Origin of the sequence: Rhizobium sp. AAP43 (genome assembly GCF_001296045.1) — a bacterium.
Taxonomy (GTDB): domain Bacteria; phylum Pseudomonadota; class Alphaproteobacteria; order Rhizobiales; family Rhizobiaceae; genus Allorhizobium.
The window spans coordinates 574,378-600,829 of record NZ_LJHS01000005.1; the positions used below are offsets into that span (position 1 = coordinate 574,378).

Here is a 26,452-nt window from a genome sequence, read left to right on the forward strand (position 1 = left end):
GTCAACGTCAGCGGTTGCTTGTTGCTTTTTTCCGCTGCCGATCGGTAGTTGCCTTTATTTGGCATCTATCCAATAATTTGACCGACTGGTAAAACATTACAGCTTCCAACGGCACACTCAAGACGTAAAAGGCAAAAATCCGCGACAAAAAACCGGGCAAATGCCCATAAATTGTGCGGCGTTATTTGCGATAGACTTCAATGGCTTAGGGAGAGAGCCGAGACATGGCAATACCAAGAGCGGCGCAGACTCAGAGGCGAACCCGCATCCAGGAAGAGAAAGAGGAGCAGATCCTTGAGGCGGCGCTTGAAGTCTTTTCCCAGCGTGGCTTTCACGGATCGACGATCGATCAGATCGCCGAGGTCGCCGGCATGTCCAAACCCAATCTCCTTTACTATTTCCGCACCAAGGAGGCGATGCATCGGGCGCTGATCGACCGGGTGCTGGAGAACTGGCTCGAACCGCTGCAGGCCTTCGACGCCGAGGGGGATCCGGAAGAAGAGATCCGCTCCTATATTCGCCGCAAACTCGAAATGGCGCGGGACTTTCCGCGTGAAAGCCGGCTCTTCGCCAATGAGATCCTGCAGGGCGCGCCGCATATCATGGCGGTGCTGGAAGGCCCGCTGAAGGAACTGGTCGACGAGAAGGCTGAGGTCATCCGGGTCTGGATTTCGGCAGGCAAAGTGCGGGACTGCGATCCGCATCACATGATCTTCTCGATCTGGTCGACGACTCAGCACTATGCGGACTTCGACGTGCAGGTGAAGGCCGTGCTCGGGCCCCAGCGCGACGGTGCTGACCGTTTCGAGGCCGCGGCGGTTTTCCTCGAGGGGCTGTTCGTCAGTGGCCTGATCTTGCGACCTGCCGGGTCCGCAGTCAGTCCCTGAGCAGGCCCATGACCAAAAGGCCGGCGGCTGTCACGAGGGCGCCCAGAAAGACGGCGGGGCTTGCCCAGCCATGGCCAAGCAGGCCTTCGAGCAGGATGATGAAGGTCGGCGTCAGGTAGCCGTAACCGAGCACTTTCGGGGCAGGCAGGCGCATCGAGGCATATTGCAGCAGCATGAAGGTGAGCGCCGTGGTGATCACCGAGAGATAGGCGATGGTTGCCCAGACGCTTGCCGGCAGGCTGGCAAAATCCGTGGTCGCAAGTGGCACGGCGCCAGTGGGCAGCAGCCACGGGATGGTGAAGACGATAATCCAGAAACCGAAGGCGACTGGGTTTTCGCCCTGATTATACTTGCGGATCAGCGGCACATAGGCGCCGTGGCAGATGACGCCGATGAAGAAGATCAACTCGCCGCGTCCGACATCAAAGGACAGGATGGCGTCCAGATCGGCACGGAAAATCACCCAGATCGCCCCGGATGCGGCAATGACGAGTGCGACGAGAACGTCGGGACGCGTGCGCTGGCCGATGAAGATCAGGGCGAAGCCGGCGCTGATCAGCGGCATCAGTGTGAAAACTGCACCCGTCTGTACGGGGCTGGTGAACTTCAGCGCCGCAAACATGGTCAGCATGTAGATTGCGATCAGTCCGCCGAGCAGGGCATAACGCCAGATGCGCCTTGGCCGACTGAAGGGCACGCGCAGGATGCCGAAGGAGAGTACGCCCATGACGGCCATGGTCATGAGATAGCGCCAGAGTGTCAGCGGTCCGGCGTCCAGGTGCCGCGCCGCCATGCCGCCGAAGGAGAAGGAGCCCGCAATCAGCGCCGCAAACAGAAGCATGGCGGCATGGGCGAGAAGCTTTTCCCGTCCGGTGGCATGCTGGCTGTGGCGATTGGCGGACGGGGCGGGCGAGGGGCGGTGTTCTGTCATGGACTTTCCCGCAGGCTTCCGGAGGCGGGTTTGCGCCGAGGCTTTGACTTGACCGGGCCTGCATTCTCATTCATCTGCGACGGGTCGCGACGATGGTAGTGTGTCGACGACACTCCGGCAGTTAATCGAAAGCGGGCTTGATGACAACGATGATCGGCTTCAATGACACCGAGAAGAGCACCAGTGCTGTGCTCCAGGACGCCATCGATTCGATGGGAGACGATCACGTGACCTTGCGGCAGATCCTGGAGCGCATGGGCGAAAGTGGCCTGCTGCTGCTTTGTGGGCTTCTGTCGTTGCCATTCCTGGTGCCGGTTTCCATTCCGGGCGTGTCGACGGTCTTCGGCGCCGGCATCGTGTTGATCGGGGTTGCGATCACCTTCAACCGTTTTCCCTGGCTGCCTCAGAAGCTGGCGGACCGGAAGCTCGACAGCGGCAAGCTGAAGCCGGTTCTGATGCGCGGCCTGACCATTCTGCGCAAGCTCGATCGCTACGTGCGGCCGCGCATGCCATGGCTGACGACCGGTGGCCTGGTGAACCGTTTCAATGGTGCGATCCTCACCTTTGCGGGCATCCTTTTGATGCTGCCGCTTGGCCTCATTCCGTTTTCCAACACCTTGCCGGGTGTGGCGATTTTGCTCTTGTCGACCGGCATTTCCCAGCGCGACGGCACGGTGGTTGCCGCCGGTCATGCGATGGTGGTGCTCACGCTCGTCTACTTTGCCATCCTCGCCTATCTTGCCTTTGCAGCGGGCCAAAGCCTCAGCCTGATGGGCTGAAAGCCGTGGGCCCTTGCGTCAGGCGCTAAGCTTGAGCAGGCTTTCCCGGCGGGCACGGTGCGCCAACGCAAAGTCCATCAGTGCGTCGGCGGTCATCGGGCGGGCAAGCGCATAGCCTTGCAGCGTCTGGCAGCCGAGATCGCGCAAGATCGACACGTGTTCCATGGTCTCCACGCCTTCCGCCACGATGCCGATGCCAAAAGATCGGCCGATATCGACGATGGACGCGATCAGGCGTCTCTGTGCCGGGGTGTCGACAATCGGCCCGATCAGCTCGCGATCGATCTTCAGACGGCTCGGGGAGAGTTTGAGCAGCGACAGGATCGAGGCATAGCCGGTGCCGAAATCATCGATCTCAATCTCTATCCCAAGGTTGCGAAGACGCGAGAGGCTTGCCGTCACCGCATCGGTCTTGTCGTCGAAGGAGATCGATTCCAGAAGTTCGAAGGAGACGCTGCCGGGCTTGATGTCCAGTTGCTCCAGCCGTCCGACAAGGTTTTCATCGAACAGGCGCTGAGCGGAGATGTTGACCGACACGTGATCGATGCCGAGTGCAGCAGACTGCCAGCGGGAGAGCTGGGACAGTGCCTGTTCGAGGATGCGCGCATCGATCTGGGAAACGACACTCAAGCTGTCGGCGATGTCGAGGAACCTGTCGGGCGTGAGGATGCCCATTTCAGGATGGTTCCACCGTGCGAGCGCCTCGACCCCGCTGATTTCCAGCGTATGGGCATCGAATTGCGGTTGGTAGTAGCCGATGAACTCGTCGGCCGCGAGTGACCGCAGAATGGCGTCCGCCGTCTTCTTGATGTTGAGTGTGCGTGCCTTGAGAAGCTCGGTGTAGCGCTCGAAACGATTGCGACCCAGCCGCTTGGCCTCGTAAAGGGCGATGTCGGCGTTGACCAGCAGCTGTGGCGCATCGACGGACGCGTCTGTTCGCGTTGCGATCCCGACAGAGGCGCCGACCCGACATTCGTGGCCGGCATAGGAGGTTGGTGTGTTCACCGCAGCGATCAGGCGCTGGCCCATTTCGCCGAATTGATCATCTGCATCGGCACCGAGGCAGACGACAACGAATTCATCGCCACCGATTCGGGCGACGAAATCTTCACCTCGGACATTGTCGCGCAGCGCCCTTGCGACGTGACGCAGCATGGCGTCGCCGGCGCCATGGCCGAGCGTATCGTTGATTTCCTTGAAGCGGTCGAGGTCAACATGCAGGACTGCCAGCCCCTGACCGTCGGGATCTGCTTCGATGTCGGACAGGTGCTGGTCCAGGTAGCGTCGGTTGGGGAGGCCTGTCAGTGCGTCATGCAGCGCATTGTATTCCATGCGGCGGCGCGCGGTATCCAGTGCCGTGTTCTGCTGCTCGGCGCGTTGGCGAGCCTCGACCAGTTCTTCGTGAAGGCTGACATCTTCCGTGACGTCCCAACTCACACCGAGGACAGAGGCCGTGCCCTTCGCGTTGGGATAGTATGTCCCGAAGCTGCGGAGGTGCCGGTGGCCACCTCCGGGCAAGAGAACCCGGAACTGTGCGGACTGAGACATCTGGGTGCGGATGGCAAGTTTGACCTTGGCGGATACATCGGCCTGATCTTCCGGATGGATAAGAGCGAGCCAGTTATCGCTCGTCATCGCCTGCGATCCGTCGAGCCCGTACATTTCATACATGCGCGCGTCCCACGCGTTTTCGCCGCTCTCGACGTCGAGTTCCCAAACGCCGATCTTCGACGCCTCCAGGGCGAGGCCCAGCCGGTGCGACAGCGCTTTCAGCTTTTCCTCACGCTGACGCAGCGCTGCGTCGTGCTTCTGGCGGTCGAGCATCAGCAGGCCGACCCAGATGGAGGCACCTGCTACCGTGGCTGCAACAGATCCGACGACGAGGCGGAATGCCATCGAGGGTGTGCCCGAATTCTCCCACCCTCCGACAGGGATGGCAGCGATGGTCCAGCGATCATTGCCAAAGTCGATCGCCATATGCACCGGATTCTGCTGCATGATGTTGCCGTCACCGTAAATCACGGCGGTACGGCCTGCGTCCTGCACCTTGGAGATGACGACCGATATCGGCAATTCGAATGTCATCAGGCCGCTTTGATCATAGAGGCGTGCAAGGTCGATCACGCCGGTCACCGCGCCCCAGAAGACCGGTTCGGCGGTTGCATTGACCGAACGCACCGGCAGGATGATCGACAATCCGTATCCGCCGGAGGAGAGAGGCAGGGGGCCGCGAACGACGGAGCGGCTCTGTTCCCTCAGCTTGCGCGTCAGCGCCAGTTCCTCATCTTCCGTGAATATTCTCGTCCCGATCTGATCATCGGTGAGATTTGCCGGGTAAGCGAAGGCTGTGACGAGATTGGGTGCCGCCTGGATGGAGCGCAGCTGTGCCTCGTGCAACAGAAGATTGGCGGCGAGTGCAGAGAAGCGTTCCTGCGTCAGATCCGGTTCGGCGCCGATGACCGATACCAACCCCTGCAAAAGGCGAATATTGGCATTGATCTGGCCCTGGAGCTTGGTGCGCACAAGGTCGAGACGTTCCTGGACCATGTGCCGGTTGTTTTCGTGCGTGATCCGGCTTTGCTGCCAGTCTGCATAGATGACGGCAGCGACGGCGGCGCAAACAATTGCCACCACCGGAATGACGATTGCCCATCGTGACCCCACGCCCAAAAAGCGGATGCTCTTGCCAGTCATGGGTTTGGTCCCGTCGCCGATCGGTCATCGGCGACCGGATGCTTTCCGTGACCGCCGTCTAGAGCGTCAAGGTTGAATTAGAGCTCTGAAAATTTCCTAAATGGAACACAATAAATCATCTGTGCTTTATTAGATAAGCCCACGCTAAAATGCGTGGGCTTATCCCAGCTTTTACTCCGCAGCCTGCACGGCCATCGGGTTGTTCGGATGTGTGGTCCAGTTGGCATACTGCGGGTCTACGGGCTTGCCCGTGCGCTGGTCCAGCGTCCCTGCATCGAGACCAACCATGGTAATGCAGTTTTCGACCGGACAGACGTTAACGCAAAGGTTGCAGCCGACGCATTCGTCTTCCATCACCTCAAACTTCCTGACGCCATCGACCATGCTGGTAATCGCCTGGTGCGAGGTGTCCTCGCAGGCGATGTGGCAGCGGCCGCATTTGATGCAGGCATCCTGATCGATGCGGGCCTTGGCGATGTAGTTGAGGTTGAGATACTGCCAGTCGGTGACGTTGGGCACCGCGCGACCGCAGATGTCGTCGAGGCTCCGGTGGCCCTTGGCGTCCATCCAGTCGTTGAGGCCGGAGATCATTTCCTGGACGATCTTGAAGCCATAGGTCATGGCCGCCGTACAGACCTGGACATTGCCAGCGCCGAGCACGAGGAATTCGGCCGCATCGCGCCAGGTGGTGACGCCGCCGATGCCCGAGATCGGCAGGCCATAGGTTTCCGGATCGCGGGCGATCTCGGCGACCATGTTGAGCGCGATCGGCTTGACGGCCGGGCCGCAATAGCCGCCATGGGTGCCTTTGCCACCGACGGTGGGCGAGGGGGCGAAGCTGTCGAGATCAACCGAGACGATCGAGTTGATCGTGTTGATCAGCGAGACGGCATCCGTGCCACCGGCTTTTGCCGCACGCGCCGGCTTGCGGATGTCGGCGATGTTGGGCGTCAGCTTGGTGATGACGGGCATGCGGGTGTATTGCTTGCACCAGCGCACGACCATTTCGATGTATTCCGGCACCTGACCGACGGCAGCGCCCATGCCGCGCTCGGACATGCCGTGCGGACAGCCGAAGTTGAGTTCGATGCCGTCTGCGCCCGTCTCTTCGACGAGCGGCAGGATCGCCTTCCACTCTTCCTCGACGCAAGGGACCATGATTGAGGCGACCAGCGCCCGGTCCGGCCAGTTCATCTTCACCTGCTTCATCTCCTGCAGATTGATCTGCAGGGGACGGTCGGTGATCAGCTCGATGTTGTTCAAGCCGAGGAGGCGGCGGTCAGCGCCCCAGATCGCGCCATAGCGCGGGCCATTGACGTTGACGACCGGCGGGCCTTCGGAGCCGAGCGTCTTCCAGACGACGCCGCCCCAGCCCGCCTTGAAGGCGCGCTCGACATTGTAGGCCTTGTCGGTCGGCGGGGCGGAGGCCAGCCAGAAGGGGTTGGGCGACTTGATGCCGACGAAGTTATTGCGAAGATCAGCCATTGTTCAAATCCTCTCGAAGCGGGTGCGTCATGCGACGGCGGATGCGCCCGCCGTCATGACGGCGAGAGAGCGGTTGATGCTTTCGGCCGCATCGCGGCCCATGGCGACGGCAGACACCGTCAGGTCCTGGCCTCCGAAGGCGCAGTCGCCGCCGGCCCAGACGCCGGGAAGCGAGGTGCGGCCTTCCGCGTCGATGGCGATCTTGCCACCTTCAATCTTGAGGCCATCCAGGCCCTGGCCGTCGAGCTTCTGGCCGATCGCAACGAGAATCTGGTCAGCCTTGATCTCGGTCGTGTGGCCGGTGCCCTTCATCATGCCGTTTTCGAGGTGGGTATATTCGAAGGTAATTGCCGAACAGTGCCCGCTGTGATGGGCCACTTCCTTCGGCTGCAGCCAGTGGCGGATGTGCACACCCTTGGAGGTCGCAAGATCCTGCTCGAACACCGAGGCGTTCATGTGCTCCTTGCCGCGGCGGTAGCAGATGGTCACGTTTTCGGCGCCGAGGAGCTTGGCTTGAACGGCGGCGTCGATCGCAGTCATGCCGCCGCCGATGACGACGACGTCGCGGCCGACGGGTACGTCGGCCTTGCTTTCGGCCTGGCGCAGATTGGCGATGAATTCGACGGCGTCGAGCACACCATTGATGCCGGCACCCGGGATGTTCAACCCGTTGACGTTACCCAGACCGGCACCGATGAACACGGCGTCGTGCTTGGCCTTGAGGTCGGCGAGCTTGAAGTCAACGCCCATCTCCTGACCGTCCAGCACGTCGATATTGCCGAGCGAGAGGATGTAGTCGACTTCCTTCTGGGCGAAGTCGTTGGGCGTCTTGTAGGCAGCAATGCCATATTCGTTGAGGCCGCCGGCCTTTTCGCGGGCTTCATAGATGGTGACCTGGTGGCCGTGCATGGCCAACCGATGGGCGGCTGCAAGACCGGCAGGACCGGCGCCGACGACACCGATCGTTCGACCGGTCGAGGCGGACGGCCGGTAGAACTGGCGGCCCTCTTCGATAGCGATGTCGGTGGCGTAACGCTGCAGACGGCCGATCTCGACGGGGCGTTCCTCGGCCGTGTTGCGCACGCAGGCCTCTTCGCAGAGCGTTTCGGTGGGACAGACGCGGGCACACATGCCGCCGAGGATGTTCTGGTCGAAGATTGTCTTTGCTGCGCCCAGCGGATTGCCAGTCGATATCTGCCGGATGAACATCGGGATATCGATGGCGGTGGGACAGGCCGTCATGCACGGCGCGTCATAACAGAAGTAGCAGCGGTCGGAGGCGACGAGTGCCTCGTGATCGCCGAAGCGTGGGTGGAGATCGGAAAAGTTTTTCGAATAATCGGCAGCGTCAAGCCGCCCGGCTTTAAGGCCCGGTTCCAGTCTTCGCATCGCAGTTCCCTCTTTTATATTCGAAGCGATGGATGGAGCGTAACGCAGCTTCAAACTTTTATCAAACGGTAAAAAAATGAGGGGCAAAGTTCTAGAGGCGCTGCCGCACAAGGCTTTTGCTTATAGATGGAGTTGGGTGCGAGGGTCGATATCGCCGCCCGGATTCTCCCGTTTTCGCCTTAAAGGGATGATGCTGTGCTGTGTCAGCCGTTGCGTGACGCTTAATGTTCGGTTATCCTGCTAACATATTGTTAATTCGTTATTTTAGCGGTTTGTTAAAGCTTGATGGCAGCGCGGCGACCAGCGGATGCGCCGCCCTTGCGTCAAGCGCATGATCTATCGTCATGCCAAGCATTCCGCCTGCCGACGACCGCGGCAGCATCTGCCGCGGACCACCTTCCCGAGACTTTGGATTTCAGGACCAGTTTTTCTATTCATTCTTAAAGGGATTTGACCGCATGAGCGAAGCTTTGGGTAGACGCTCTTTCCCGGCTGAACGGCTTGAGCTTCCGATGGAGGATCGGACCTCCGGGCGAATCGGGATTGCCGATAACCGGCCCGTCGAAGCAAAAGGGGCGGTGCCGGCGGCACGGGGGCAGGCGGCAACTGTTGCCGGCGCGCAGCCGTCCCGCGGGGATGTGGACATTCGTGAGATTCCAGTTGAGATCGTGGCTGTCCTGGGACGGACAACCTTGCCGCTCGGCAAGCTGATGGGCGCGAGCAAGGGCGAGCGTCTGCGACTCGACAGTCAATTTGGCCAGCCTGTGGAGCTGCAACTCAATGGGCGACTGATCGGTTTTGGCGAGATATTCGCGGATCCCGAAGATGGGGCGATTGGTATTCAGCTTCTATCCATTGCGCCGCCTTCTGTTTGATGATGGCGCGCTCGGCGGCTTGCTTCTGCGGATCTGTCGGCTGCTATTTGTTGAAATATGAGTGTGTCGCTCATATTTAATCTTTACTCCTTTTGTCATGTTTACTAGTGTCGCCTTCGGTTCAGTCGGCGGTTGCATTTCCTGCGGCCCGACCTCAGGAGGGATTATGGCCAAGAAGGGCAAAAAGGCGCAGAAGCAGGTGCAGGAGAAGTCGGGGGGTAAGGGCTCAGCGACAACGTCCAAGCGAGACCCGATCCAGAGCTTCCTCTATGTTGGGGGGCGCGACTGTCAGGTTGCGCATCTCCGTCAGATCGCCACCAATTTCGGCGCGGAACTTATTCATCATGATGGGGGACTGCGCGAGGCGGTTTCCCGTATCGACACGGTACTGCCCTCGGTCGACTGTGTCTTCTGCCCCATCGACTGTATCAGCCATGATGCGTGTCTCAGGGTAAAGAGCGGCTGCAAGAAATTCGGCAAGACCTTTATTCCGTTGCGCAACGGTTCGAAGTCGAGCCTCGAGCGAGCCCTGCAGAGCTTGAATGACAGAGGCACTGAGGGATGAGCGAAGAGCGTGCGCAAAATGGGACTGAAATGCGCGAAATAAGTGCCGAAACAGGGCCCGAATTGCCTGGGGTTGCGCCTGTGGAAAACATGAGCACGCATTTGTGTTTCAATAAAGTGACGGTTTGCGAAATCATCACTTTACCGGGCTTGCATAAACGAAATCCTGGAACCATGTATCGAGGATTCTTGGGGGCCACGGCCCTCGTCATCGACTTCCCCGCGCCCCGGTGGCGCAGAAACGCCGAAGGTCGCCGCTAGGCTGCCTTGGTGCGGATCGTTCACCGGCGCGGGAAACAGGAACCCAAGGCATGAACGCTCCCGATACCATTGCCAGACCGACACTGAACGCTGTACCGATCCTCCCCTCGCTCGATTTTTCCCAGACCCGAGACTTTTACGTCGGCAACCTCGGCTTCGAGGAAGTCGCCGCTGCCTGTGACGACTATCTGGTTGTCCAACGGGACGGTCTGGAACTGCACTTCTGGTTAAGTGACGACCCCCTGCAATGCGAAAGCACTTCGGTTTTCTTCCGAACCGGCGCGCCGGCGGATTTCTACCGTGATCTCCGCGAGCGCGGGATCGATGCGATCATGCCGCAAGGCGACAAGGAACATCCCGTCCGCTTCCATGTCCGGGATCCGCATGGCAATCTGCTGATGTTTGCCGATGCCGTTGGCATTTCTCACTGATACGCCTGAGGCTTGAGCCCTCGACCCTCTCTGCCTGGAGCGCGTTAACCGCGCCGGGAGAGCAGGCCGGAGAGTGTCAGGGCAAGCCACGACAAGATAAGGGTGATGCCGCCGGTTGGGGCGGCCATCGGGAACAGGCCGCTGCCGAGAAAGTGGCGTGCGACCAGATCGCCGGAGAAGAGAAGCGTGCCGGCGCCGATGCCCAGTCCTGCGGCAAATCCGAGCTTCAACCTCAAGCCGATCAGCCCGAGCGCCAGGAGTGCCGGCGCATGGGTGAGGCAGATGATCGAGGCGGGCCGGAGCAAGGCTTCGCCACCAGCGTGGCTTGCCAGAGCCGCCAGAGCGACGCCCAGCGCTCCGACCAATCCCGCAAGGCTGACGAGAAGACCCGATCCGCTTTCCTGTTTGCTCTGCATTCTCATTCCTTGTTCTGCATGTGGTGGGCAAGTTTTTCGATGGCCGGCAAGATGAGCTCGCGCAGCTTCGGATGGTGCACCGTTTCTTCCAGTGCCTGACGGAAGCATAGCAGCCACTCGTCGCGCTCAGCCGGACCGATCTCCGCCACGAAATGCCGGCGCCTCAGCATAGGGTGGCCGCGCTTTTCCATGTAGATCGGGGGACCACCCAGATAGCCGGTCATGTAGTCGTAGAATTTCTCCGCGCTGCCGGAGAGGTCCGGTGGATGGATCGCGCGGCATCGTGCGGCTTCCGGCAGTGTGTCCATCAACTCGTAAAAGCGGTCGGTGAGAGCCTTCACCGTCGCGTCGCCGCCGATGGCCTGGTAAAGGGTAATCGTTTCTTCGCTCATGCTCATTTCCGCGCTGTGATCGGGCTTCTTTGGAGCCAACCGAGCTTTCGCGCAATCGGTCATTTTCCCAATGTGGCAATCCGGCGCATGCATGGGCGATGTCAGCGTGTGCCCACCAAGCCGCGCAGCATCAGGCCGATGGCGGCCAGCTAACGTGTGGCACGCTTACCGATTGCTTTCGGCAACTGCGCCCTATGCAGCAAGACGGCACTCACCTCGGCGTTACTGTTCCACCCAAAATTGGTTGCAGTTGAAATCATCCCATTATGGGTCATGTGCTCGGCTTTGCATGTCCTCGCGTCTCCGATCAAAGTTGCTGCGGCTCGCATCGAGCTATGATCCGGATTTCATCACGAATTCTGAGATTTGACCTTGTCTGAACAATAAAGGAAACGGCGACGCCTCGGCGATTGGCCCATTCTGAACCGTTAATGTCATATGAAGACTGCCCCAGCGGTTTCCTATTATTGGCGATTAAGAAAAAATTATCAAATCAGGCCCTAGATTGCAGCAGATACGAGTGTCGCCTGCTGCTTCGAACGCGGAGGGTGACAGAGACCGGATGGCGGATTGGCTGACGGTCAGGTGAGGGGAGCGGGACCTGGTCCCGCATGCATGATGCGTTCCCGGTTGGGCTCGAGCGAGCCATGTCTTTCTTTCAAAGCTGTGTCCAGCAGTGGGACTGTGCGGCAGAGAGTGCCCCGGTCTGAGCCGTTTACAGGTGCAGGATGCGCCTGAGCCCGTGAAGGTCCTTCGGGATCGCACGCGGCGCACGGCAGGAGAGTCAATCGAAAATTGGTCAACGCTAAAAGGCGGCTTCCTAATGACGACGATCATTCCCTCGCTCTCGGTCAACCAGATCAAGGCCATGTCCACCACCGCGATCACAAATCTCGTTGAGGAGGATGTGAAGGCGTTGTCCGCCGCACAGATCGCCGTCCTCAGCGCGAACCAGATCGGTGCTTTGGAGGCTGATGTTGAGTTTCTCGATGAAACTCAGCTGAAGGCAATTTCCGTAACCGGCATCAAGGGTCTGACGACCACACAGATCGCTGCCATCGATGCGGGCAAGATCGACGATCTGACGACCAAGCAGATCGCAGCTCTCACGGCGACCCAGGTCGGCGCGCTCGACACCGATCAGTTCTCCGCACTCACCGGCGACCAGATCGGCGCGATGACCGCAGCCCAGGTCGCAGTTTTCGATGCCACTGACATTGCAGACCTCGATACGGGTGAAGTCGCCAAGATCAGCGCCAAGGTTATCGGCGCGCTGTCTAATGCTGCGATTCAGGCCCTGAGCGAAGACCAGATCGGCGAACTGACCGTCGCTCAGATCGCCGGTATGAAGACGACCCAGATTGCCGCCTTGACGGCCGACCAGCTCGGTGCATTCACCGCCGATCAGATGGGCGCGCTGACCTCTGCCCAGGTCAAGGTGCTGTCGACCACCCAGATCGCTGGCCTTGATGCAACTCAGATCGGCGCCATTGCCACGAAGGCTGTGGCTGGTCTGACTGCTGCCCAGATCACCGGCATGGACGAAACCCAGACAGCCGGCTTTACGGAAGCTCAGGTTGCTGCCCTGAGCGCCGCCCAGGTTGCCGGCTTCGAGGCCGCCGACATCGCTGATATGGATGCCGCGGTTGTCTCGAAGATCTCCGCCAAGGCCATCAGCGGTCTCACCAACGATGCCGTTGCTGCTCTCACCGATGACCAGATCGACCTCTTGAGCGCTGCCCAGATCGGCGCAATGAAGACAACCCAGATCGCCGTCCTGACGACGACCCAGCTCGAAGGCCTGTCGACCGTCCAGATGGGGGGCCTGTCGGCCGTCCAGGTCAAGGCGCTGACCACGACACAGATCGGTGCGCTTGATGGTGCGCAGCTTGCCGCCATCAGCCCCAAGGCTGTCACCGGCCTGACCGCTGACCAGATCGGCGCCCTGACGACCGACCAGAGCGACGCACTCCTGCCCACCCAGATCGCTGCACTCACAGCTGTCCAGATTGCCGGCTTCGAAGACGCGAATATTGCGACCTTCAGCGTCGACCAGATCGCCGCTATCAGCCCGAAGTCGATCACCGGCCTGTCCGATGCTGCCATCGCAGCACTTGATGACGATCAGCTGGGCGCCCTGACCGCAACGCAGATTGCAGCCATGAAGCCCACCCAGGTGGCTGCCCTGACGACTGACCAGGTCAGCAAGCTGACCGACGACCAGCTCGGTGCCCTGACCGCTCTGCAGATCAAGGCGATGTCCGTCGCTCAGATTCAGGCGATCCCGGATACGCAGATCGACAAGATCAACGTCAAGTCCATTGCCGGCCTTACGGCAGCGCAGATCACCGGTATGAGCACTGATCAGACCGGCGCGTTTTCGACGGCCCAGGTCGCGGCTCTCTCCGCCCTTCAGGTTGCAGGCCTCGAGTCGGGCGACATCGACGCATTCAGCCCGGACCAGATCGCGGCGATCAGTGTCAAGGCGATCGCATCTGTGGTCGATGCAGGCATCGCGGTCCTCGACCAGGACCAGGTCGAAGCCCTGACGGCCAAGCAGATCGCAGCGATGAAGACGACGCAGATCGCGGCCTTCACCACGACGCAGATCCCCTTCCTGTCGGAAGAGCAGATCGGTGCCCTTTCCGCCGTTCAGGTCAAGGCTCTGACCGATGATCAACTCGGTGCCATGACCGCCGACCAGATCGGTGCGATTTCGGTCAAGTCGATCAGCGGCTTGACGGCTGCCCAGATCGGCGTGCTTGCGCCAGAGATTGTTGCGGGCTTTACGGAAGACCAGCTGGGTGCACTTTCGGCAGCACAGGCGGCCGGCTTCGAAGCTGCCGATGTTGACGAATTGAGTGCTGACAAAATCGGTGCCATCAGCTCGAAGGCTGTGAGCGGTCTTTCCACCGCATTCATCGCCGATCTTGACGGTGCTCAGGTCGCGGCCCTCAAGGTGGCTCAGATTGCCGCTCTGAAGGCAGACCAGATCGCGGCGCTCGCCGTCGACACGATTGCTTCGCTGACGAGCGACCAGCTGGGCGCCTTGAGCGCGGCTCAGGTCGGTGCCTTCACCGATGCACAGCTTGCGGAACTCACGGATGCTCAGATCGGCGAACTCAGCACCAAGGGTGTGGCCGGCTTGACTGCCGCCCAGCTTGGAACTTTGGAAGATGACCAGCTCAGCGGTCTGACGGAAGCGCAGGTTGGTGCACTCAGCAGCGCACAGGTTGCCGCTTTGACGACAGACGATATTGCTCTGTTCTCGGATGCAGAAGTGGGCGCCATCAGCGCCAAGGCAATCGCTTCGCTTGATCCGGCGGTGATCACGACCCTGACCGCAGGGCAGCTCGCAGAACTCAAGCCGACTCAGATCGCGGCCATGACCGCGGCACAGGTTGCAGCCTTCGATCCGGACAACATCGATCTTCTCACCACGGATCAGATCGGCGCGCTGACTTCGACCCAGGTTGCAGCTTTGACAAGCCCGCAGATCCAGGCTCTGACGAATGACCAGGTCGGCGCCATCAGCGTCAAGGCCATTCCGGGTCTCACGGCGGCACAGGTAGACACGTTCAATGAGAACATTGAAGGCCTGACTGCTACGCAGTTCGCGGCATTCTCATCCGCTCAGGTCGGTGCCTTGATGGCCGATGACCTCGACTCGATCTTGCCTGCGGAAATTGCCGCGATCAGCCCCAAGGCGATCACTGGCATGGACGATCTGGTTATCGCGGCCCTTGACGAGGACCAGGTAAAGGCTCTGACCCCCGGTCAGATCGGCGCGATGACGGCAGCGCAGGTTGGCAACTTCACCACGACGCAGCTGGAGTTCTTCGACACTGCCCAGATGGGGGCCCTGACCTCGGCCCAGATCGCCGGTATGTCGACGACGCAGACGGACGCATTTGATGCCACACAGATCGCGGCTATCAGCGTCAAGGCGGTAACCGGCCTCACGGCCGCCCAGATCACGGCCTGGGGTGATGACCAGACCGCTGCCCTCACGGAACCGCAGATCGCAGCCCTGAGTACGGCTCAGGTCGGAGCGCTTGAAGTGGCGGATATCGAGGGCTTCAGTGACGCGCAGGTGACTGCGATCAGCGCCAAGGCGATCGGTGGCCTTGCTACGGGAGCTGTTGCTGCTCTTGTTCAGTCGCAGGTCGAGGCGCTGACGACTGCCCAGGTCGCTGCCCTTACGGGCACGCAGGCTGCCGCATTGACGGAAGATCAGGTTGGTTACCTCAGCGCGGATCAGGTCGGTGTCCTCACGGCAACCCAGATCAAGGCCATGTCGACAGACCAGATCGCGGCAATCGGCGTCGCCAATATCCCGAGCCTCAGCAAGACCGCCGTTGCGGCCTTGTCGGCAGCCCAGATTACGGCCATGTCGGCTGACCAGATCGAGGCCTTCACCGCAGATCAGACGGCCAGCCTGACGGCAGCCCAGATCGATGCGATGGAAGACGAAGACCTGGAAAAGTTCGACACGGACGATATGGCGGCAATCTCCAACTCCGCGCTTGCCGGCCTGTCCGTCAATGACATCACCAGCGTGCTCGTGCAGGCCCAGCTTGAGGCCCTGACGGATCCGCAGGTCCAGGCGCTCAGCCAGGAGCAGGCCGAAGCTCTCATCACGGCCTATCAGAACTTCTGATCGAGCCCTGATCACCATCCACGTGAACGGCGCCCCATGTGGGCGCCGTTTTCCTTTGTGTTCGTGTTCGCAGATGCAAAAACCCTGCGACAGATGATGTCAGTCATGACATAAGGGCCGCCGACTTCCATCAGGCGCCGTTCCATGATCCGTATCGAAAACATCAGCAAGCAGCTTAGCCACCGCATCCTCTTCATCGAGGCGTCTGCGGCGCTCAATCGTGGCGAGAAGATCGGTCTCGTTGGTCCGAATGGGGCTGGCAAAACCTCGCTCTTCCGGATGATCATCGGGCAGGAACAGCCGGATGAAGGTCAGGTGTCCGTCGATAAGGGCGTCACCATTGGTTATTTCAATCAGGATGTCGGTGAAATGTCCGGTCGTCCTGCCGTGGCCGAGGTCATGGACGGGGCAGGGCCGGTGAGCGAAATTGCTGCCGAGCTGCGCGCGCTTGAGGCGGCGATGGTCGATCCCGACCGTATGGACGAGATGGATTCGATCATCGAGCGTTACGGCGAGGTGCAGGCGCGCTACGAGGAGCTCGACGGCTACGGGCTCGAAGGGCGGGCGCGCGAGGTGCTGGCCGGATTGTCCTTCTCCGAAGCGATGATGGATGGCGACGTTGGCGCGCTTTCGGGTGGCTGGAAGATGCGCGTGGCGCTGGCCCGCATTCTTCTCATGCGACCGGACGTGATGCTGCTCGACGAACCGTCGAACCATCTCGATCTCGAAAGCCTGATCTGGCTGGAGCAGTTCCTGAAAGGTTATGAGGGCGCGCTCCTGATGACCTCGCATGACCGCGAGTTCATGAACCGCATCGTCACCAAGATCATCGAGATCGATGCCGGTCAGCTGAACAGCTATTCCGGCGACTATGTCTTCTATGAGGGGCAGCGCGCCCTGAACGAGAAACATCAGCAGTCGCAATTCGAGCGTCAGCAGGCGATGCTGGCCAAGGAAATCAAGTTTATCGAGCGTTTCAAGGCGCGTGCATCTCATGCCTCCCAGGTGCAAAGTCGGGTGAAGAAGCTGGAGAAGATCGATCGTGTCGAGCCGCCGAAGCGCCGCCAGGTCGTCGCCTTCGAATTCCAGCCCGCGCCGCGTTCGGGTGATGACGTGATCAACGTCAAGGGTGTGTCCAAGCGTTACGGCGACAAGGTCATCTATGACGGTTTCGACTTCATGGTGAAGCGCCGCGAACGCTGGTGCATCATGGGCATCAACGGGGCCGGAAAATCGACGCTTCTGAAGCTTGTGGCCGGCGATTCGAAGCCGGATACGGGCACGGTTACCATTGGGGCCAGCGTCAAGATGGGCTATTTCGCCCAGCATGCGATGGATGTTCTGGATGGCGATATGACCATCTTCGAGATGCTTGAAACGACGTTCCCGCGCGCGGGTCAGGCGCCGCTTCGCGCGCTTGCAGGCTGCTTCGGCTTTTCCGGTGACGATATCGACAAGCGCGTGCGGGTACTGTCGGGTGGCGAGAAGGCGCGTCTTGTCATGGCCATCATGCTGTTTGATCCGCCGAACCTGCTCGTGCTCGACGAGCCGACCAACCACCTCGACCTCGACACCAAGGAAATGCTGATCAAGGCGCTGTCACAGTATGAGGGCACGATGCTCTTCGTCAGCCACGACCGCCACTTCCTGGCTGCCCTATCGAACCGCGTGCTGGAGCTGACGCCGGAAGGGGTCTTCCAATATGGCGGCGGCTATACCGAATATGTGGAGCGCAGTGGGCACGAGGCCCCCGGTCTCAGAAGCTGAGCGGGGTGCGTGCAGGGACCGGGTCTGTCTTTGCCAGTGATAGGCAGAAGTCAGTTATAGCGTGATTCTTGAGCATGCGGCATCAACAGGCCGCCGAGGCGCACGACGAGCTTGCGGTCAAACAGCTGCGGCCGCTCGAACATCCAGTCGAGCGCCTGCTCGACCGGCCAACCCGCCTTGTAGGGGCGGGCCGAGGTCAGCGCCTCGAAGACGTCGCAGACGGTGCTGATCCGGACCGGTAGCGTCAGCTGCGATGCTTTCAGCCCAAGCGGATAGCCGCTCCCGTCCAGCACTTCGTGATGCAGTCGGCAAATATCGAGCACCAGAGGCGGAATTTCGCCGTACTGGCTGAGCAGCTGGAAGCCGTTTTCCGGATGGTCGCGAATGATCTGCCGCTCTTCGTCTGTCAGTCGGCCGGGTTTGTTCAGGATGTCGCTCGGGATCTGCAGTTTGCCGATGTCATGCAGGAGGCCGGCGACGCCGAGCAAGGTTGCTGTCTCATCGTCGAGGCCGGAAGCGTCTGCAAGCTGGGTCATCATGGTGGCGACCGCCAGCGAATGGACATAGGTCCCTTCGTCCTTGCTTTTAAGCCGGGTCATTTCCAGCGCGACGGTCGGGGTTGCGTGCCAGACATTGGCCATGGACTGAACAAGCGGAGCCAGCTTGTCAAAGTCGGGTCGCTCACCGGCGCCAATGGCGTCGAGATTGCCGCGCAACTCGACGGTGGCCGTTTCCACCTTCTCCTGCACGCGTTCGATCCGGGCGAGTTCGCTCTTTGTGGACGCGCCGGGGACTGGCCTGCCATTCTGGTCCAGGCCCAAGGCCGTATTGACCAGAACCCGTTCGGCGGATGTCGCGGCAATGGCCTTCTGATCGCGGTCGCTGGTCAGCAAGAACCGCCTTTTGCCGAATTCGGAGTGCGGGCATTCCACCAATTCGATGAACATGCCCTTGCGGATGCGATCTTTGGGTACGTGAACGAGCAAGCTCAATGCTCCGATGGTTGTTTCAACCATTCCTACATCGGCCCAGCCTAATAAAGCGGTAAATCTCCTGTTATACGGTTGCAGAGGCTGTGGGCGTGGTGACGTTTGGACGTTCGTGTGGCGCACAAATTCTTGTGATGAAGAATCTGGACATGACGCTTTTGCAGCCTTTGAGTGTAGCGCGTGGGGGAAAGCAGTAGCTTGTTGTTACTCCCCCTCCCACGCCTTCAACCAGCATCATCGTTGCATCGACGACTATCTGGCCTCCTACATTCCTCGCGTCGAAGGCGCCCGTTTCATGCGTGCCAAACCCAGGCTGAGGAGCGGGCGAGGGCAACCGAAGTTGACGCGGATAAAGGCTTCATAGCCGGCCGAACTCTGCACCGGCGCTGAAGCCGACCTTGGCTTGCGCCGAGAACCAGTGCGGTCTTGCTGGAAATCTGAAAATCCTTAAAATCAAAGCCTTATACGGTTTGCTTGAGAGCTTCGAGCTTGGCTGTCTGGCGCAGGATCAGCCGTTCGACTTCGGCAATCGCACGCGCATTGAGAGAGGCGCCCGGACGGCGCTGGGCAGCACTTGCAATCGCGCCACGCTTGGCCAGCACATATTTGCGGATGGCGAGGCCCAAGCCCGGCTGCTGCTCGTAGCGCATGAGCGGCAGATAAGCGTCGAACAGGTCCTGTGCGTCATCGTGCCTGTTTGCGTTGGCGAGGCGGCAGACCTCGACCATCATTTCGGGATAGGCAAAGCCGGTCATCGCGCCATCGGCACCGCGCTGCATTTCCTCAGGCAGGAAGACGCCGGCATTGCCGCAGAGGATCGAGACGCGTCGGCGGCCCTTGGCCTCGGCCTCGCGCAGGTCGGTGATCTTCTGCAGGCCCGGCCAGTCTTCATGCTTGAGCATGACGATATTGTCGTGGGCCTCAAAGATGACGCCGAGGGTCTTTGAGGAGATCTGCACGCCAGTCACAAGGGGGAAGTCCTGCAGCACGATTGGAACGTCGGTGCCGACCGTCTCGACGACATTGCGGTAGTAGCCGATGATCTGCTCGTCGGTGCGCAGGCTGGAGGGCGGGGCGACCATGACGCCGGCAGCGCCCATGTCCATCACCGCTTTCGTCAGTTCGCCAATGGCTGCCAGCCCCGGAGCCGAGACGCCGACGATCACCGGCTTGTCACCGGACCGCTTGAGCGTCTGGCGGGTGATTTCAATCGATTCCGCCTGGGTGAGCTTGGGTGCTTCGCCCATCATGCCGAGAATGGTCAGGCCATCGGCGCCTTTTTCGTAGTAGAAGTCGACCATGCTGTCGATGCTTCCGGTATCGACGGCGCCGGTGTCCGTGAAGGGTGTGCAGGCGATGACGTAAACGCCTGACGTGTCGGTCGTGATATGGGCCATGTCATGCTCCTCAGCAGTATTTTCAATCAGAACCAAGTGGAATTGCCACGGGCGGCATAACGGCCGTCGCCGGGGGCGTTGACGACGTTGCTGCCGTCAAAGGCAAGCTTGCCGCCGACATAGGTGCGGGCCACGCGGACGGAGAATTCCCGACCGTCAAAGGGGCTCCAGTAGAGGTCGTCATGCGCCCTCGATGAGTCCCAGACCTGCGGCTCGGCCTTCAGGATGGTGATATCGGCATCGGCACCCACTTGCAGGCTGCCCTTTTGCGGCCAGAGACCGAAGAATTTCGCCGGTCGCTCGCAGAGCTGCTCGACGGTCATCTGCAGGGCATCGAAGCCGCGCATTTCTGCGCCGGTATAGAAGGCCGGCAGCAGCGTTTCGAGGCCGGGCACGCCGGCACCGGCTTCGAAGATCGAGGGCGTGAACTTGTTGTCGATCGGCCAGCTGGAATGGTCGGAACTGACAAAGGCAACACGCCCGGCGGCGACGTCATCCCAGAGCGCCCCGATCTGGCCGGGGCGGATGGGCGGGTTGACCTTCATCTTTGCGCCGAGTTCCTGACCGTCGATGTCGGGATCGAACCACAGATAATGGACGCAGAGCTCGCCGGTGGCGCGGTATCCGTCGTTTAAGTAGTTCTCGACCAAGTCGAAGCCGCGCGTCGTCGTCAGATGAACGATGTGGGCATGGGCGCCCGCTGCGGCCCCGAGTTCCAGGAACTGCGCTGTCGCGGCGTGTTCGGCGGCCGGGGGGCGACTTTCCGAATGCGCTTCGATGCCGTCACGCCCGGCAGCTTTTGCGGCTGCGATCCGGGCTCGCACGATTTCCTGGTCCTCATTGTGAACGCCAAGCGGAATGTCCGTTGGCGCAAGCGCATCGAAGAGTTCGAGGATCTGGTTGGCGGAGATGCGGGGGAAGCGCGTCGGGCTGCTTTCGAAAGTGGAGATCTTGAAGGCGACGATGCCGGCTGCAATCAGGGGCTCGATATCATCCGTCGACTGGCCGGGCATGACGGTGCCGTAGAGCGCGACATTGGCGTGGGCATGTTCCTCGATTGCGGCGATCTTGGCGTCCAGCCGGGCGAGGGTGTTAAGCGGATCGGGATTGTCATAGGGCATGTCGACGATGGTGGTGATGCCACCGGCAACCGCCGAGCGCGTCGTCGAGCGGATGCCGGGCAGGCCGCCATAGCTGCAGGCATGGGTCTGGCCATCGATGACGCCCGGAATGATGAGGTCGCTGCCGGCATCGAAAGCTTCGGCGGCGGTGGGAGCCTCGCCTGTGCCGATCGCGGCGATACGGCCATCACGGATGGCGATCCAGGCCTGGTCCAACGGGCCGTCGGCAAGACCGAGTTTTCCACGGATCACTGTGTCATAGGGCGTCATGCGGTTTGTCCCTGAGGTTTGGCGATGGCGTAGCGCAGGTCGAGTGTGGTGCAGGCGAGCGCAACGCCGGCCTGCACCGGATCGACGACGGGTATGCCGAGCGCCTCCTGCATGGCCCGGCGGTAACCGCCAAGCCCGGCGCAGCCGAGGATGATCACGTCCGCACCGTCTTCGTCGCGCAGCCGTTTTGCCGTGCGCGCCACCGTCTCCACGACGTCGGTTTGCATGAGCTGCACCACCGTCCTGTCGATCGAGCGGTCACCAGCCATGCGGCTGTCGAGACCCAGTGTCTTCAGATACCGCAGATGGCGGTCGATGGAGGATTGGCCGAGCGAGACGATGCCGAATTTCGGGCCGAGCCCAAGTGCTGCGAGATAGGCCGCCTCGGCAATGCCGATCACGGGCCGTTGCGTTGCCTTGCGGACTGCTTGAATGCCGGGGTCGGAGAAGCAGGCAAGCACGATGGCGTCGGCCTCGCTTTCCGCCACGGCTTCCAGGATATTGGGGATCACGTCTGCGACATGCGCATCGCTCTCTATGCCCGGCGGCGATTTGGCCAGTTCCGTGCAGCGGATCTCGTGCCGGGTGGCGTCACGCACTGGTTCTAGGCAGGCCTGCATGGACTGGGTGACGGATACCGAACTGTTCGGGTTGATGACGAGGATTTCCGACACGATGACACCTGGACTGTGACGGCCATTTCTAGCGGGCCGCGCCGATTGCATCACTAAAATATATTACGTAGTATATCAGATGATATGGGCTGTCAAAATCTCTGGTGGCACCCGATCCGGCGATCGGCTGTACGTGTAGAGATAGCTGTTCAACGGGCATAAGCTGGCGAAATTGGGGTGAGGGGCGCATCGGTGAAATGCGAAACTGGAGATCGGCTTTGAACGAGGCAGGCATTGGGGGCATGGCGGATGTGCCGGGCGAAAAGCGTGGAAAATCGCTGACGGAAAAAGCCTATGCGGTTTTGCGCAATCGCATCATCACAGGCGCGATGCCGCCCGGTATGGAGGTCTCCGAGCCGGAGCTGGCCGAGCAACTTGAGGTCAGCAAGACGCCAGTGCGTGAGGCGCTGGCGCGGCTCTGCGTCGAAGGGTTTATGGAGGCCTTTCCGCGCCGCGGCTACCGGGTCACGCCTGTCACGGTCAAGGACATGAACGACCTGTTTGCGGTCCGTGGCATGCTGGAAGGCACGGCGGCGGCGCTGGCGGCCAAGAACCTGACGGATGACGAGCTCGACGCGCTCGACCGGTTGGCAGACGTGACCTATGTGATCGGCGAGGAGGTCAGCACCAAGACCTTTGTCGATTCCAACCAGGAATTCCATTCGGCAATCGCCCGTGGCTCGCGCAATCCGCGTCTCTACGCGCTGGTGATGAGCCATCTGGAGGAATGCGCCCGCCTGTTTTACATGGGCGCCAGAGTGCGCGACATCAATCCCGAAACCAATGACGATCATCACCGCATCGTGGCCATGCTGCGGGCCCGTGACCCCGAGGGCGCACGCGCTGCGATCTTAACTCACAACGAAAACACGCGGGCCGGCATTCTCGGCGCGCTGGTGGCCAGCGGGCAGGGCTGTTTGACGCTCTGATCTTCCGCCTCCGCGCATCGGCCGCATGACTTTTCTGTCCGCATCCTTCTGGCGGCGGTCGGGAGCCGATTTTTCGAGGCAGGCACGGATCGGCGAGCCGAGCTGTCGTCAGCTGGTGACGCCTATCGGCATGATAAGGACCGCGATGATTGCTGCGTTGCTGGAAATCTGGACTATCACATTAAGATGGCGCACCCGACAGGATTCGAACCTGTGACCTTTGGAATCGGAATCCAACACTCTATCCAGCTGAGCTACGGGTGCATCCGCGGCGGTATGACTCGCCGTTCCGAGAGCGGTCATAGCGCAGTCGGATGCGGGCTTCAATCGTAAAAACAGGTCGTGGCTGCATATTCGCCAAGGTCTTGCCGAGCTGTTTTGTCGTTCCTTGCGAGCTCGCTGTGAGCGCTGATCGGAAACAGTGGCTTTTATTGGTTGGAAACCAGTCAAATTCTAGGAAATAGACTAAAATCGCAGGCTGCTGTGCGCTCGTACCCTTGAGGTCCGGTTGCAGATCGGTAAGATCAGACTGTATCGGAGGGGAAGGTTTTTCCTTCAGGGGTGAACATAATAAAAGGCGAATAAATGCCTGATACTGGGGCTGACGATTTTACTCCGAATGTGTCGAGACTCGACTTTTCGGTTATGGACGATGCTGTAGGATACCGACTGCGGCGGGCGCAATTGGCGGTTTTTCAGCATTTTAACGAGGCGTTCTCCTCGAAGGGCTTGCGACCTACCGACTTTGCCGTGCTTCTGCTGCTGACCCGCAATGAGGGATCGAAACAGAGCGAAGTTGCCGAAGCGCTCGGCATTCAGCGGGCGAATTTCGTCGCCATCGTTGATGGCCTGGAAAACAAGGGGTTCATCGAGCGCCGCAAGTCCGAATCGGACCGGCGCGTGCAGTCGCTGTACATGACGCCGGCCGGACAAGCCTATCTCGAGGAGCTGATGCCGATCTGGCTCGGGCATGAGCAATGGGTGCTGAACCAGCTGGGTGGTGTGGCCGAGCGGGATATGGTCAACAAGCTTCTTGCCCGCCTTTACGAATGAACCCGTCGGCTGGCCAGCGGAGGCCCGGCTGCGGATCTGATCTATCGGAGTGATCAGCGGCTGGCGCGGCGTAGGGCTTCGTCGACCAGCAAATTGGCCGTCTTCATGCGTATCGTGGCGGCTCGTGCGAACTGTGCGTGGACGCGGTCGGGATGGTTGTCTCTGGCGAAGCGCCGCCGCTTGTACTGAAGCGTTTCCCGGTCATCGTCGGGCAGGATCGCCAGATCGGCGGCAATGTCGTCGGCTGACAGGCGATCGAGCCAAGCGGGTGGCTCGGGTTCGGCCGGCGGCTGGGGAGGGGTGTCAGCCAGACGCGCTTCCTCGATCTCGCGCAAATCGTCCATGACGTCCAGATAGGCGCTGCGGCTCACGGTCGCCGTTTCTTGGGCGGTATCGCGTGTTTCCGGCACGAAACCGCTGCCAAGCCCCCGGATGCGGAAGGCGTCAGCCTGTCGTGATTGTGCCGCTGTATCTTCATGGCCAATGGCGTCATCGGTGGCCTCGTCGGCCAGTCGGTCGACCACGGACTGGAAGAGTGACTTTCCAAACAACATGCGCTCGGCTCTGATTGCGTGTATCCGCCAACCCATGGCAGCCGGGTGAGTTGAGCATCCCAGCATGGTGTCGAGCTTGCGTAGCGTCCGCCCGTGCAATGGGGGCGGGGCGCCTGTATTCTGCCTATGCGTATCAGGTCAGCTCTGGCTTTGGCTTTGGCTCTGACTTTGTCCCTGCTGCTCTACCACGAGCGTCACTTCCAGATCCTCGCCGGCCAGGCCGATGCGCATGCCGGAAACAGGCGCAACGTCGGCGTAGCAGAGACCCGTGCCGATCCGGACATAGCGTTCGTCGGGGCAGTGATTGTTGGCGGCGTCGAAGCCGACCCAACCGAGGCCGGGAAGATGGACTTCGGCCCAGGCATGGGTCGCCGTCTGCTCTGTCCTGTCATCCATCATCAGGTAGCCGGAGACATAGCGGGCCGGCATGCCCAAGAGGCGAGCTGCCGAAATCATCGCATGGGTGTGGTCCTGGCAGACGCCGCGACCGGCTCCCAGCGCCTGTTCCGCCGTCGTTTCGGTATCGGTGGTGCCGGGCTCATAGGCGATCTGCTCGTTGAGCTTGCCCATGAGGTCATGCATGCGGGCAAGGTCCGATTCGCCGCTCAGGCTCTTTGCCAGTTCTTCGATCAAAGGACCGGCTTTGGTGCTTTCCGTCTCGCGCAGATAGAGCCAGAGCGGAACATAGCCCTGATGCGGGCCGAAGACGCCGGCGCGGTCCTGCGTCACCACCACGCCGGAGGCGACGATGTGGACGCTATGGCTGTCGCCTTCGGTCGAGACAAGATGCGTCTTGTTGCCGAACTGGTCTGAAAAACCGGCCTCGACCTTGGCGCCGTCGACGACGACGTTCCAGCTTTCGACCGTCTGGCCGGGGCCGCTCAAAGGCGTCAGCCGGAGGCGCTGCAGGGAATACTGCACCGGATCGTCATAGCGGTATTCGGTGGTGTGGGTGATCCGCAAACGCATGGGCTCGATTTCCTGCTCAGCTGTAGAACCTGTATCCCTCGGTGATCTCGCTGCCCAGCCTGTTGTTCTGGGCAATGAAAGTATCGAGGAATTCGTGCAGTCCCTGGTCCATGATCGTTGCGATGGTCGTCGATTTGAGCGAGGCGAGAACGTCATCGGCCGTTTCGTGGGCGGCCAGGCGTTCGCCGTATTCCTTGCCCAGATAGGTGAGGTTGGAGGCGATCTTCTCGTAACAATAGGCAAGCGATCGCGGCATCTGGCCGTTCAGGATCAGAAAGTCGGCAATGTTCGTCGCCTTGTATTCGCCGTCATAGACCCAGCGATAGGAGCGATGGGCGGAAACGGAGCGCAGGATGGATTCCCACTGCATGTTGTCGAGCGACGAGCCGACGTGGGTGATCGCCGGCAGAAGCACGTAATATTTCACGTCGAGGATGCGGCTGGTATTGTCGGCCCGCTCGATAAAGGTGCCGATGCGGGCGAAATTGTAGATTTCGTTTCGCAGCATCGAGCCGTGGAAGGCGCCGCGGATCAGGCCTGCACGCCGCTTGATCGTGTCGATTACCTCCGGCAGATCGGCGGATTTCAGCTTGCCGGCCAGCATCTGCTTGAGCTCGATCCAGCATTCGTTGGTTGCTTCCCAGGTCTCGCGGGTCAGCGCCGTGCGCACCATGCGGGCATTGTTGCGGCCAGCCTCGATGCAGGACATCACGCTCGACGGATTGGCCGTGTCGCGCAGCAGGAAGTCGATGGCATCCTGGGATGTCAGCTTGCCACAGTTTTCCGTGTAAAGAGCGCGGACATCCGCGCTCTGCAGCACGGCATCCCAATCGTCATCCGAGGCGCCTGTACGGGTCAGCGACATGCGCAAGCCCGCATCGACGAGGCGGGCAATGTTCTCAGCTCTCTCGATGTAGCGGAACATCCAATAGAGGCCGTTGGCAGTTCTTCCGAGCATGACCATG

22 protein-coding genes and 1 tRNA gene are annotated in these 26,452 nt (G+C 60.7%); 9 read left to right on the forward strand and 14 right to left on the reverse strand.

Annotated elements, in window-relative coordinates; genetic code table 11:
• The first annotated feature begins 224 nt into the window (after positions 1-224).
• A complete protein-coding gene (locus IP76_RS06190; protein WP_054157284.1) occupies positions 225-887 on the forward strand; it encodes a TetR family transcriptional regulator C-terminal domain-containing protein in 663 nt (220 codons plus the stop codon).
• Here the strand turns inward: IP76_RS06190 and IP76_RS06195 are convergent.
• Positions 877-1,818 (reverse strand): DMT family transporter, encoded by a 942-nt coding sequence (locus IP76_RS06195; RefSeq protein WP_054157285.1) that lies wholly within the window; start codon positions 1,816-1,818, stop codon positions 877-879. The genes IP76_RS06190 and IP76_RS06195 overlap by 11 nt on opposite strands.
• A 140-nt stretch (positions 1,819-1,958) precedes the next feature.
• Here IP76_RS06195 and IP76_RS06200 point away from each other — a divergent pair, with 140 nt between their 5' ends.
• Complete coding sequence (locus IP76_RS06200) at positions 1,959-2,597, forward strand: exopolysaccharide biosynthesis protein (RefSeq protein WP_054157286.1); 639 nt, start codon at positions 1,959-1,961, stop codon at positions 2,595-2,597.
• Between the two features lie 18 nt (positions 2,598-2,615).
• On the opposite strand, the gene IP76_RS06205 is transcribed toward IP76_RS06200, so the two are convergent.
• The 3 genes from IP76_RS06205 to IP76_RS06215 all read right to left on the reverse strand — a co-directional run bounded on the left by IP76_RS06205 (position 2,616) and on the right by IP76_RS06215 (position 8,165).
• Positions 2,616-5,291, reverse strand: coding sequence for an EAL domain-containing protein (locus IP76_RS06205; RefSeq protein ID WP_054157287.1), 2,676 nt, complete (start codon positions 5,289-5,291; stop codon positions 2,616-2,618).
• 171 nt (positions 5,292-5,462) lie between these two features.
• Positions 5,463-6,776, reverse strand: a complete 1,314-nt coding sequence (preA, locus tag IP76_RS06210; protein WP_054157288.1) for an NAD-dependent dihydropyrimidine dehydrogenase subunit PreA — start codon at positions 6,774-6,776, stop codon at positions 5,463-5,465.
• A 27-nt stretch (positions 6,777-6,803) separates the two neighbouring features.
• Positions 6,804-8,165 (reverse strand): NAD(P)-dependent oxidoreductase, encoded by a 1,362-nt coding sequence (locus IP76_RS06215; protein ID WP_054157289.1) that lies wholly within the window; start codon positions 8,163-8,165, stop codon positions 6,804-6,806.
• A gap of 458 nt (positions 8,166-8,623) precedes the next feature.
• Here IP76_RS06215 and IP76_RS06220 point away from each other — a divergent pair, with 458 nt between their 5' ends.
• The 3 genes from IP76_RS06220 (at position 8,624) to IP76_RS06230 (ending at position 10,296) form a co-directional block, all read left to right on the forward strand.
• Positions 8,624-9,040, forward strand: coding sequence for a FliM/FliN family flagellar motor switch protein (locus IP76_RS06220; protein ID WP_197278310.1), 417 nt, complete (start codon positions 8,624-8,626; stop codon positions 9,038-9,040).
• 166 nt (positions 9,041-9,206) lie between these two features.
• Complete coding sequence (locus IP76_RS06225) at positions 9,207-9,605, forward strand: DUF2325 domain-containing protein (protein ID WP_054157291.1); 399 nt, start codon at positions 9,207-9,209, stop codon at positions 9,603-9,605.
• A 310-nt stretch (positions 9,606-9,915) separates the two neighbouring features.
• Entirely contained in the window at positions 9,916-10,296 is a 381-nt protein-coding gene (locus tag IP76_RS06230; protein WP_054157292.1) for a glyoxalase, read from the forward strand.
• A gap of 44 nt (positions 10,297-10,340) precedes the next feature.
• Here IP76_RS06230 and IP76_RS06235 read toward each other — a convergent pair whose 3' ends face one another.
• Both IP76_RS06235 and IP76_RS06240 read right to left on the reverse strand, forming a co-directional pair.
• Positions 10,341-10,718, reverse strand: a complete 378-nt coding sequence (locus IP76_RS06235; RefSeq protein WP_054157293.1) for a DUF423 domain-containing protein — start codon at positions 10,716-10,718, stop codon at positions 10,341-10,343.
• Complete coding sequence (locus IP76_RS06240; protein ID WP_054157294.1) at positions 10,715-11,104, reverse strand: group II truncated hemoglobin; 390 nt, start codon at positions 11,102-11,104, stop codon at positions 10,715-10,717. Before IP76_RS06240 ends, IP76_RS06235 begins: the two co-directional genes overlap by 4 nt.
• A gap of 823 nt (positions 11,105-11,927) precedes the next feature.
• Between IP76_RS06240 and IP76_RS06245 the strand changes: the two genes are divergently transcribed.
• Together IP76_RS06245 and IP76_RS06250 are read left to right on the forward strand one after the other, a co-directional pair.
• Positions 11,928-15,764 (forward strand): hypothetical protein, encoded by a 3,837-nt coding sequence (locus IP76_RS06245; protein ID WP_054157295.1) that lies wholly within the window; start codon positions 11,928-11,930, stop codon positions 15,762-15,764.
• Positions 15,765-15,908: 144 nt separating this feature from the next.
• Positions 15,909-17,531 carry an ABC-F family ATP-binding cassette domain-containing protein gene (locus IP76_RS06250; protein WP_054157296.1) on the forward strand — a complete coding sequence of 541 codons (1,623 nt, stop codon included), beginning with the start codon at positions 15,909-15,911 and terminating at the stop codon, positions 17,529-17,531.
• Positions 17,532-17,581: 50 nt separating this feature from the next.
• Here IP76_RS06250 and IP76_RS06255 read toward each other — a convergent pair whose 3' ends face one another.
• The 4 genes from IP76_RS06255 to IP76_RS06270 all read right to left on the reverse strand — a co-directional run bounded on the left by IP76_RS06255 (position 17,582) and on the right by IP76_RS06270 (position 21,982).
• Positions 17,582-18,547 (reverse strand): HD-GYP domain-containing protein, encoded by a 966-nt coding sequence (locus IP76_RS06255; RefSeq protein WP_054157297.1) that lies wholly within the window; start codon positions 18,545-18,547, stop codon positions 17,582-17,584.
• Positions 18,548-18,981: 434 nt separating this feature from the next.
• Entirely contained in the window at positions 18,982-19,917 is a 936-nt protein-coding gene (locus tag IP76_RS06260; protein ID WP_054157298.1) for a dihydrodipicolinate synthase family protein, read from the reverse strand.
• A gap of 26 nt (positions 19,918-19,943) precedes the next feature.
• Complete coding sequence (locus IP76_RS06265; protein ID WP_054157299.1) at positions 19,944-21,308, reverse strand: dihydroorotase family protein; 1,365 nt, start codon at positions 21,306-21,308, stop codon at positions 19,944-19,946.
• Positions 21,305-21,982: an aspartate/glutamate racemase family protein gene (locus IP76_RS06270; RefSeq protein WP_054157300.1), complete on the reverse strand. Its 678-nt coding sequence runs from the start codon at positions 21,980-21,982 to the stop codon at positions 21,305-21,307. The genes IP76_RS06265 and IP76_RS06270 overlap by 4 nt, the downstream gene beginning before the upstream one ends.
• Before the next feature lie 218 nt (positions 21,983-22,200).
• On the opposite strand from IP76_RS06270, the gene IP76_RS06275 reads away from it, so the two are divergent.
• The gene (locus IP76_RS06275; RefSeq protein WP_245281399.1) at positions 22,201-22,911 is read left to right on the forward strand and encodes a GntR family transcriptional regulator; all 711 of its coding nucleotides are present in this window, start codon (positions 22,201-22,203) and stop codon (positions 22,909-22,911) included.
• A 187-nt stretch (positions 22,912-23,098) separates the two neighbouring features.
• Here IP76_RS06275 and IP76_RS06280 read toward each other — a convergent pair.
• Positions 23,099-23,175, reverse strand: a tRNA-Arg gene (locus tag IP76_RS06280).
• A gap of 321 nt (positions 23,176-23,496) precedes the next feature.
• On the opposite strand from IP76_RS06280, the gene IP76_RS06285 reads away from it, so the two are divergent.
• A complete protein-coding gene (locus IP76_RS06285) occupies positions 23,497-23,964 on the forward strand; it encodes a MarR family winged helix-turn-helix transcriptional regulator (protein ID WP_245281400.1) in 468 nt (155 codons plus the stop codon).
• 53 nt (positions 23,965-24,017) lie between these two features.
• On the opposite strand, the gene IP76_RS06290 is transcribed toward IP76_RS06285, so the two are convergent.
• From IP76_RS06290 to IP76_RS06300, 3 genes are all read right to left on the reverse strand, one after another.
• Positions 24,018-24,518 (reverse strand): hypothetical protein, encoded by a 501-nt coding sequence (locus tag IP76_RS06290; RefSeq protein WP_054157302.1) that lies wholly within the window; start codon positions 24,516-24,518, stop codon positions 24,018-24,020.
• 138 nt (positions 24,519-24,656) lie between these two features.
• Complete coding sequence (locus tag IP76_RS06295) at positions 24,657-25,487, reverse strand: transglutaminase family protein (RefSeq protein ID WP_054157303.1); 831 nt, start codon at positions 25,485-25,487, stop codon at positions 24,657-24,659.
• 16 nt (positions 25,488-25,503) lie between these two features.
• Positions 25,504-26,445: an alpha-E domain-containing protein gene (locus tag IP76_RS06300; RefSeq protein WP_054157416.1), complete on the reverse strand. Its 942-nt coding sequence runs from the start codon at positions 26,443-26,445 to the stop codon at positions 25,504-25,506.
• Positions 26,446-26,452: the final 7 nt, after the last annotated feature.

Excerpts from the sequence above, each read along its gene's own strand:
- IP76_RS06190 (WP_054157284.1), top strand. The coding sequence starts at position 225 with ATGGCAATACCAAGAGCGGCGCAGACTCAGAGGCGAACCCGCATCCAG.
- IP76_RS06195 (WP_054157285.1), bottom strand. The coding sequence starts at position 1,818 with ATGACAGAACACCGCCCCTCGCCCGCCCCGTCCGCCAATCGCCACAGC.
- IP76_RS06200 (WP_054157286.1), top strand. The coding sequence starts at position 1,959 with ATGACAACGATGATCGGCTTCAATGACACCGAGAAGAGCACCAGTGCT.
- IP76_RS06205 (WP_054157287.1), bottom strand. The coding sequence starts at position 5,291 with ATGACTGGCAAGAGCATCCGCTTTTTGGGCGTGGGGTCACGATGGGCA.
- preA (WP_054157288.1), bottom strand. The coding sequence starts at position 6,776 with ATGGCTGATCTTCGCAATAACTTCGTCGGCATCAAGTCGCCCAACCCC.
- IP76_RS06215 (WP_054157289.1), bottom strand. The coding sequence starts at position 8,165 with ATGCGAAGACTGGAACCGGGCCTTAAAGCCGGGCGGCTTGACGCTGCC.
- IP76_RS06220 (WP_197278310.1), top strand. The coding sequence starts at position 8,624 with ATGAGCGAAGCTTTGGGTAGACGCTCTTTCCCGGCTGAACGGCTTGAG.
- IP76_RS06225 (WP_054157291.1), top strand. The coding sequence starts at position 9,207 with ATGGCCAAGAAGGGCAAAAAGGCGCAGAAGCAGGTGCAGGAGAAGTCG.
- IP76_RS06230 (WP_054157292.1), top strand. The coding sequence starts at position 9,916 with ATGAACGCTCCCGATACCATTGCCAGACCGACACTGAACGCTGTACCG.
- IP76_RS06235 (WP_054157293.1), bottom strand. The coding sequence starts at position 10,718 with ATGAGAATGCAGAGCAAACAGGAAAGCGGATCGGGTCTTCTCGTCAGC.
- IP76_RS06240 (WP_054157294.1), bottom strand. The coding sequence starts at position 11,104 with ATGAGCGAAGAAACGATTACCCTTTACCAGGCCATCGGCGGCGACGCG.
- IP76_RS06245 (WP_054157295.1), top strand. The coding sequence starts at position 11,928 with ATGACGACGATCATTCCCTCGCTCTCGGTCAACCAGATCAAGGCCATG.
- IP76_RS06250 (WP_054157296.1), top strand. The coding sequence starts at position 15,909 with ATGATCCGTATCGAAAACATCAGCAAGCAGCTTAGCCACCGCATCCTC.
- IP76_RS06255 (WP_054157297.1), bottom strand. The coding sequence starts at position 18,547 with ATGGTTGAAACAACCATCGGAGCATTGAGCTTGCTCGTTCACGTACCC.
- IP76_RS06260 (WP_054157298.1), bottom strand. The coding sequence starts at position 19,917 with ATGGCCCATATCACGACCGACACGTCAGGCGTTTACGTCATCGCCTGC.
- IP76_RS06265 (WP_054157299.1), bottom strand. The coding sequence starts at position 21,308 with ATGACGCCCTATGACACAGTGATCCGTGGAAAACTCGGTCTTGCCGAC.
- IP76_RS06285 (WP_245281400.1), top strand. The coding sequence starts at position 23,497 with ATGCCTGATACTGGGGCTGACGATTTTACTCCGAATGTGTCGAGACTC.
- IP76_RS06290 (WP_054157302.1), bottom strand. The coding sequence starts at position 24,518 with ATGTTGTTTGGAAAGTCACTCTTCCAGTCCGTGGTCGACCGACTGGCC.
- IP76_RS06295 (WP_054157303.1), bottom strand. The coding sequence starts at position 25,487 with ATGCGTTTGCGGATCACCCACACCACCGAATACCGCTATGACGATCCG.
- IP76_RS06300 (WP_054157416.1), bottom strand. The coding sequence starts at position 26,445 with ATGCTCGGAAGAACTGCCAACGGCCTCTATTGGATGTTCCGCTACATC.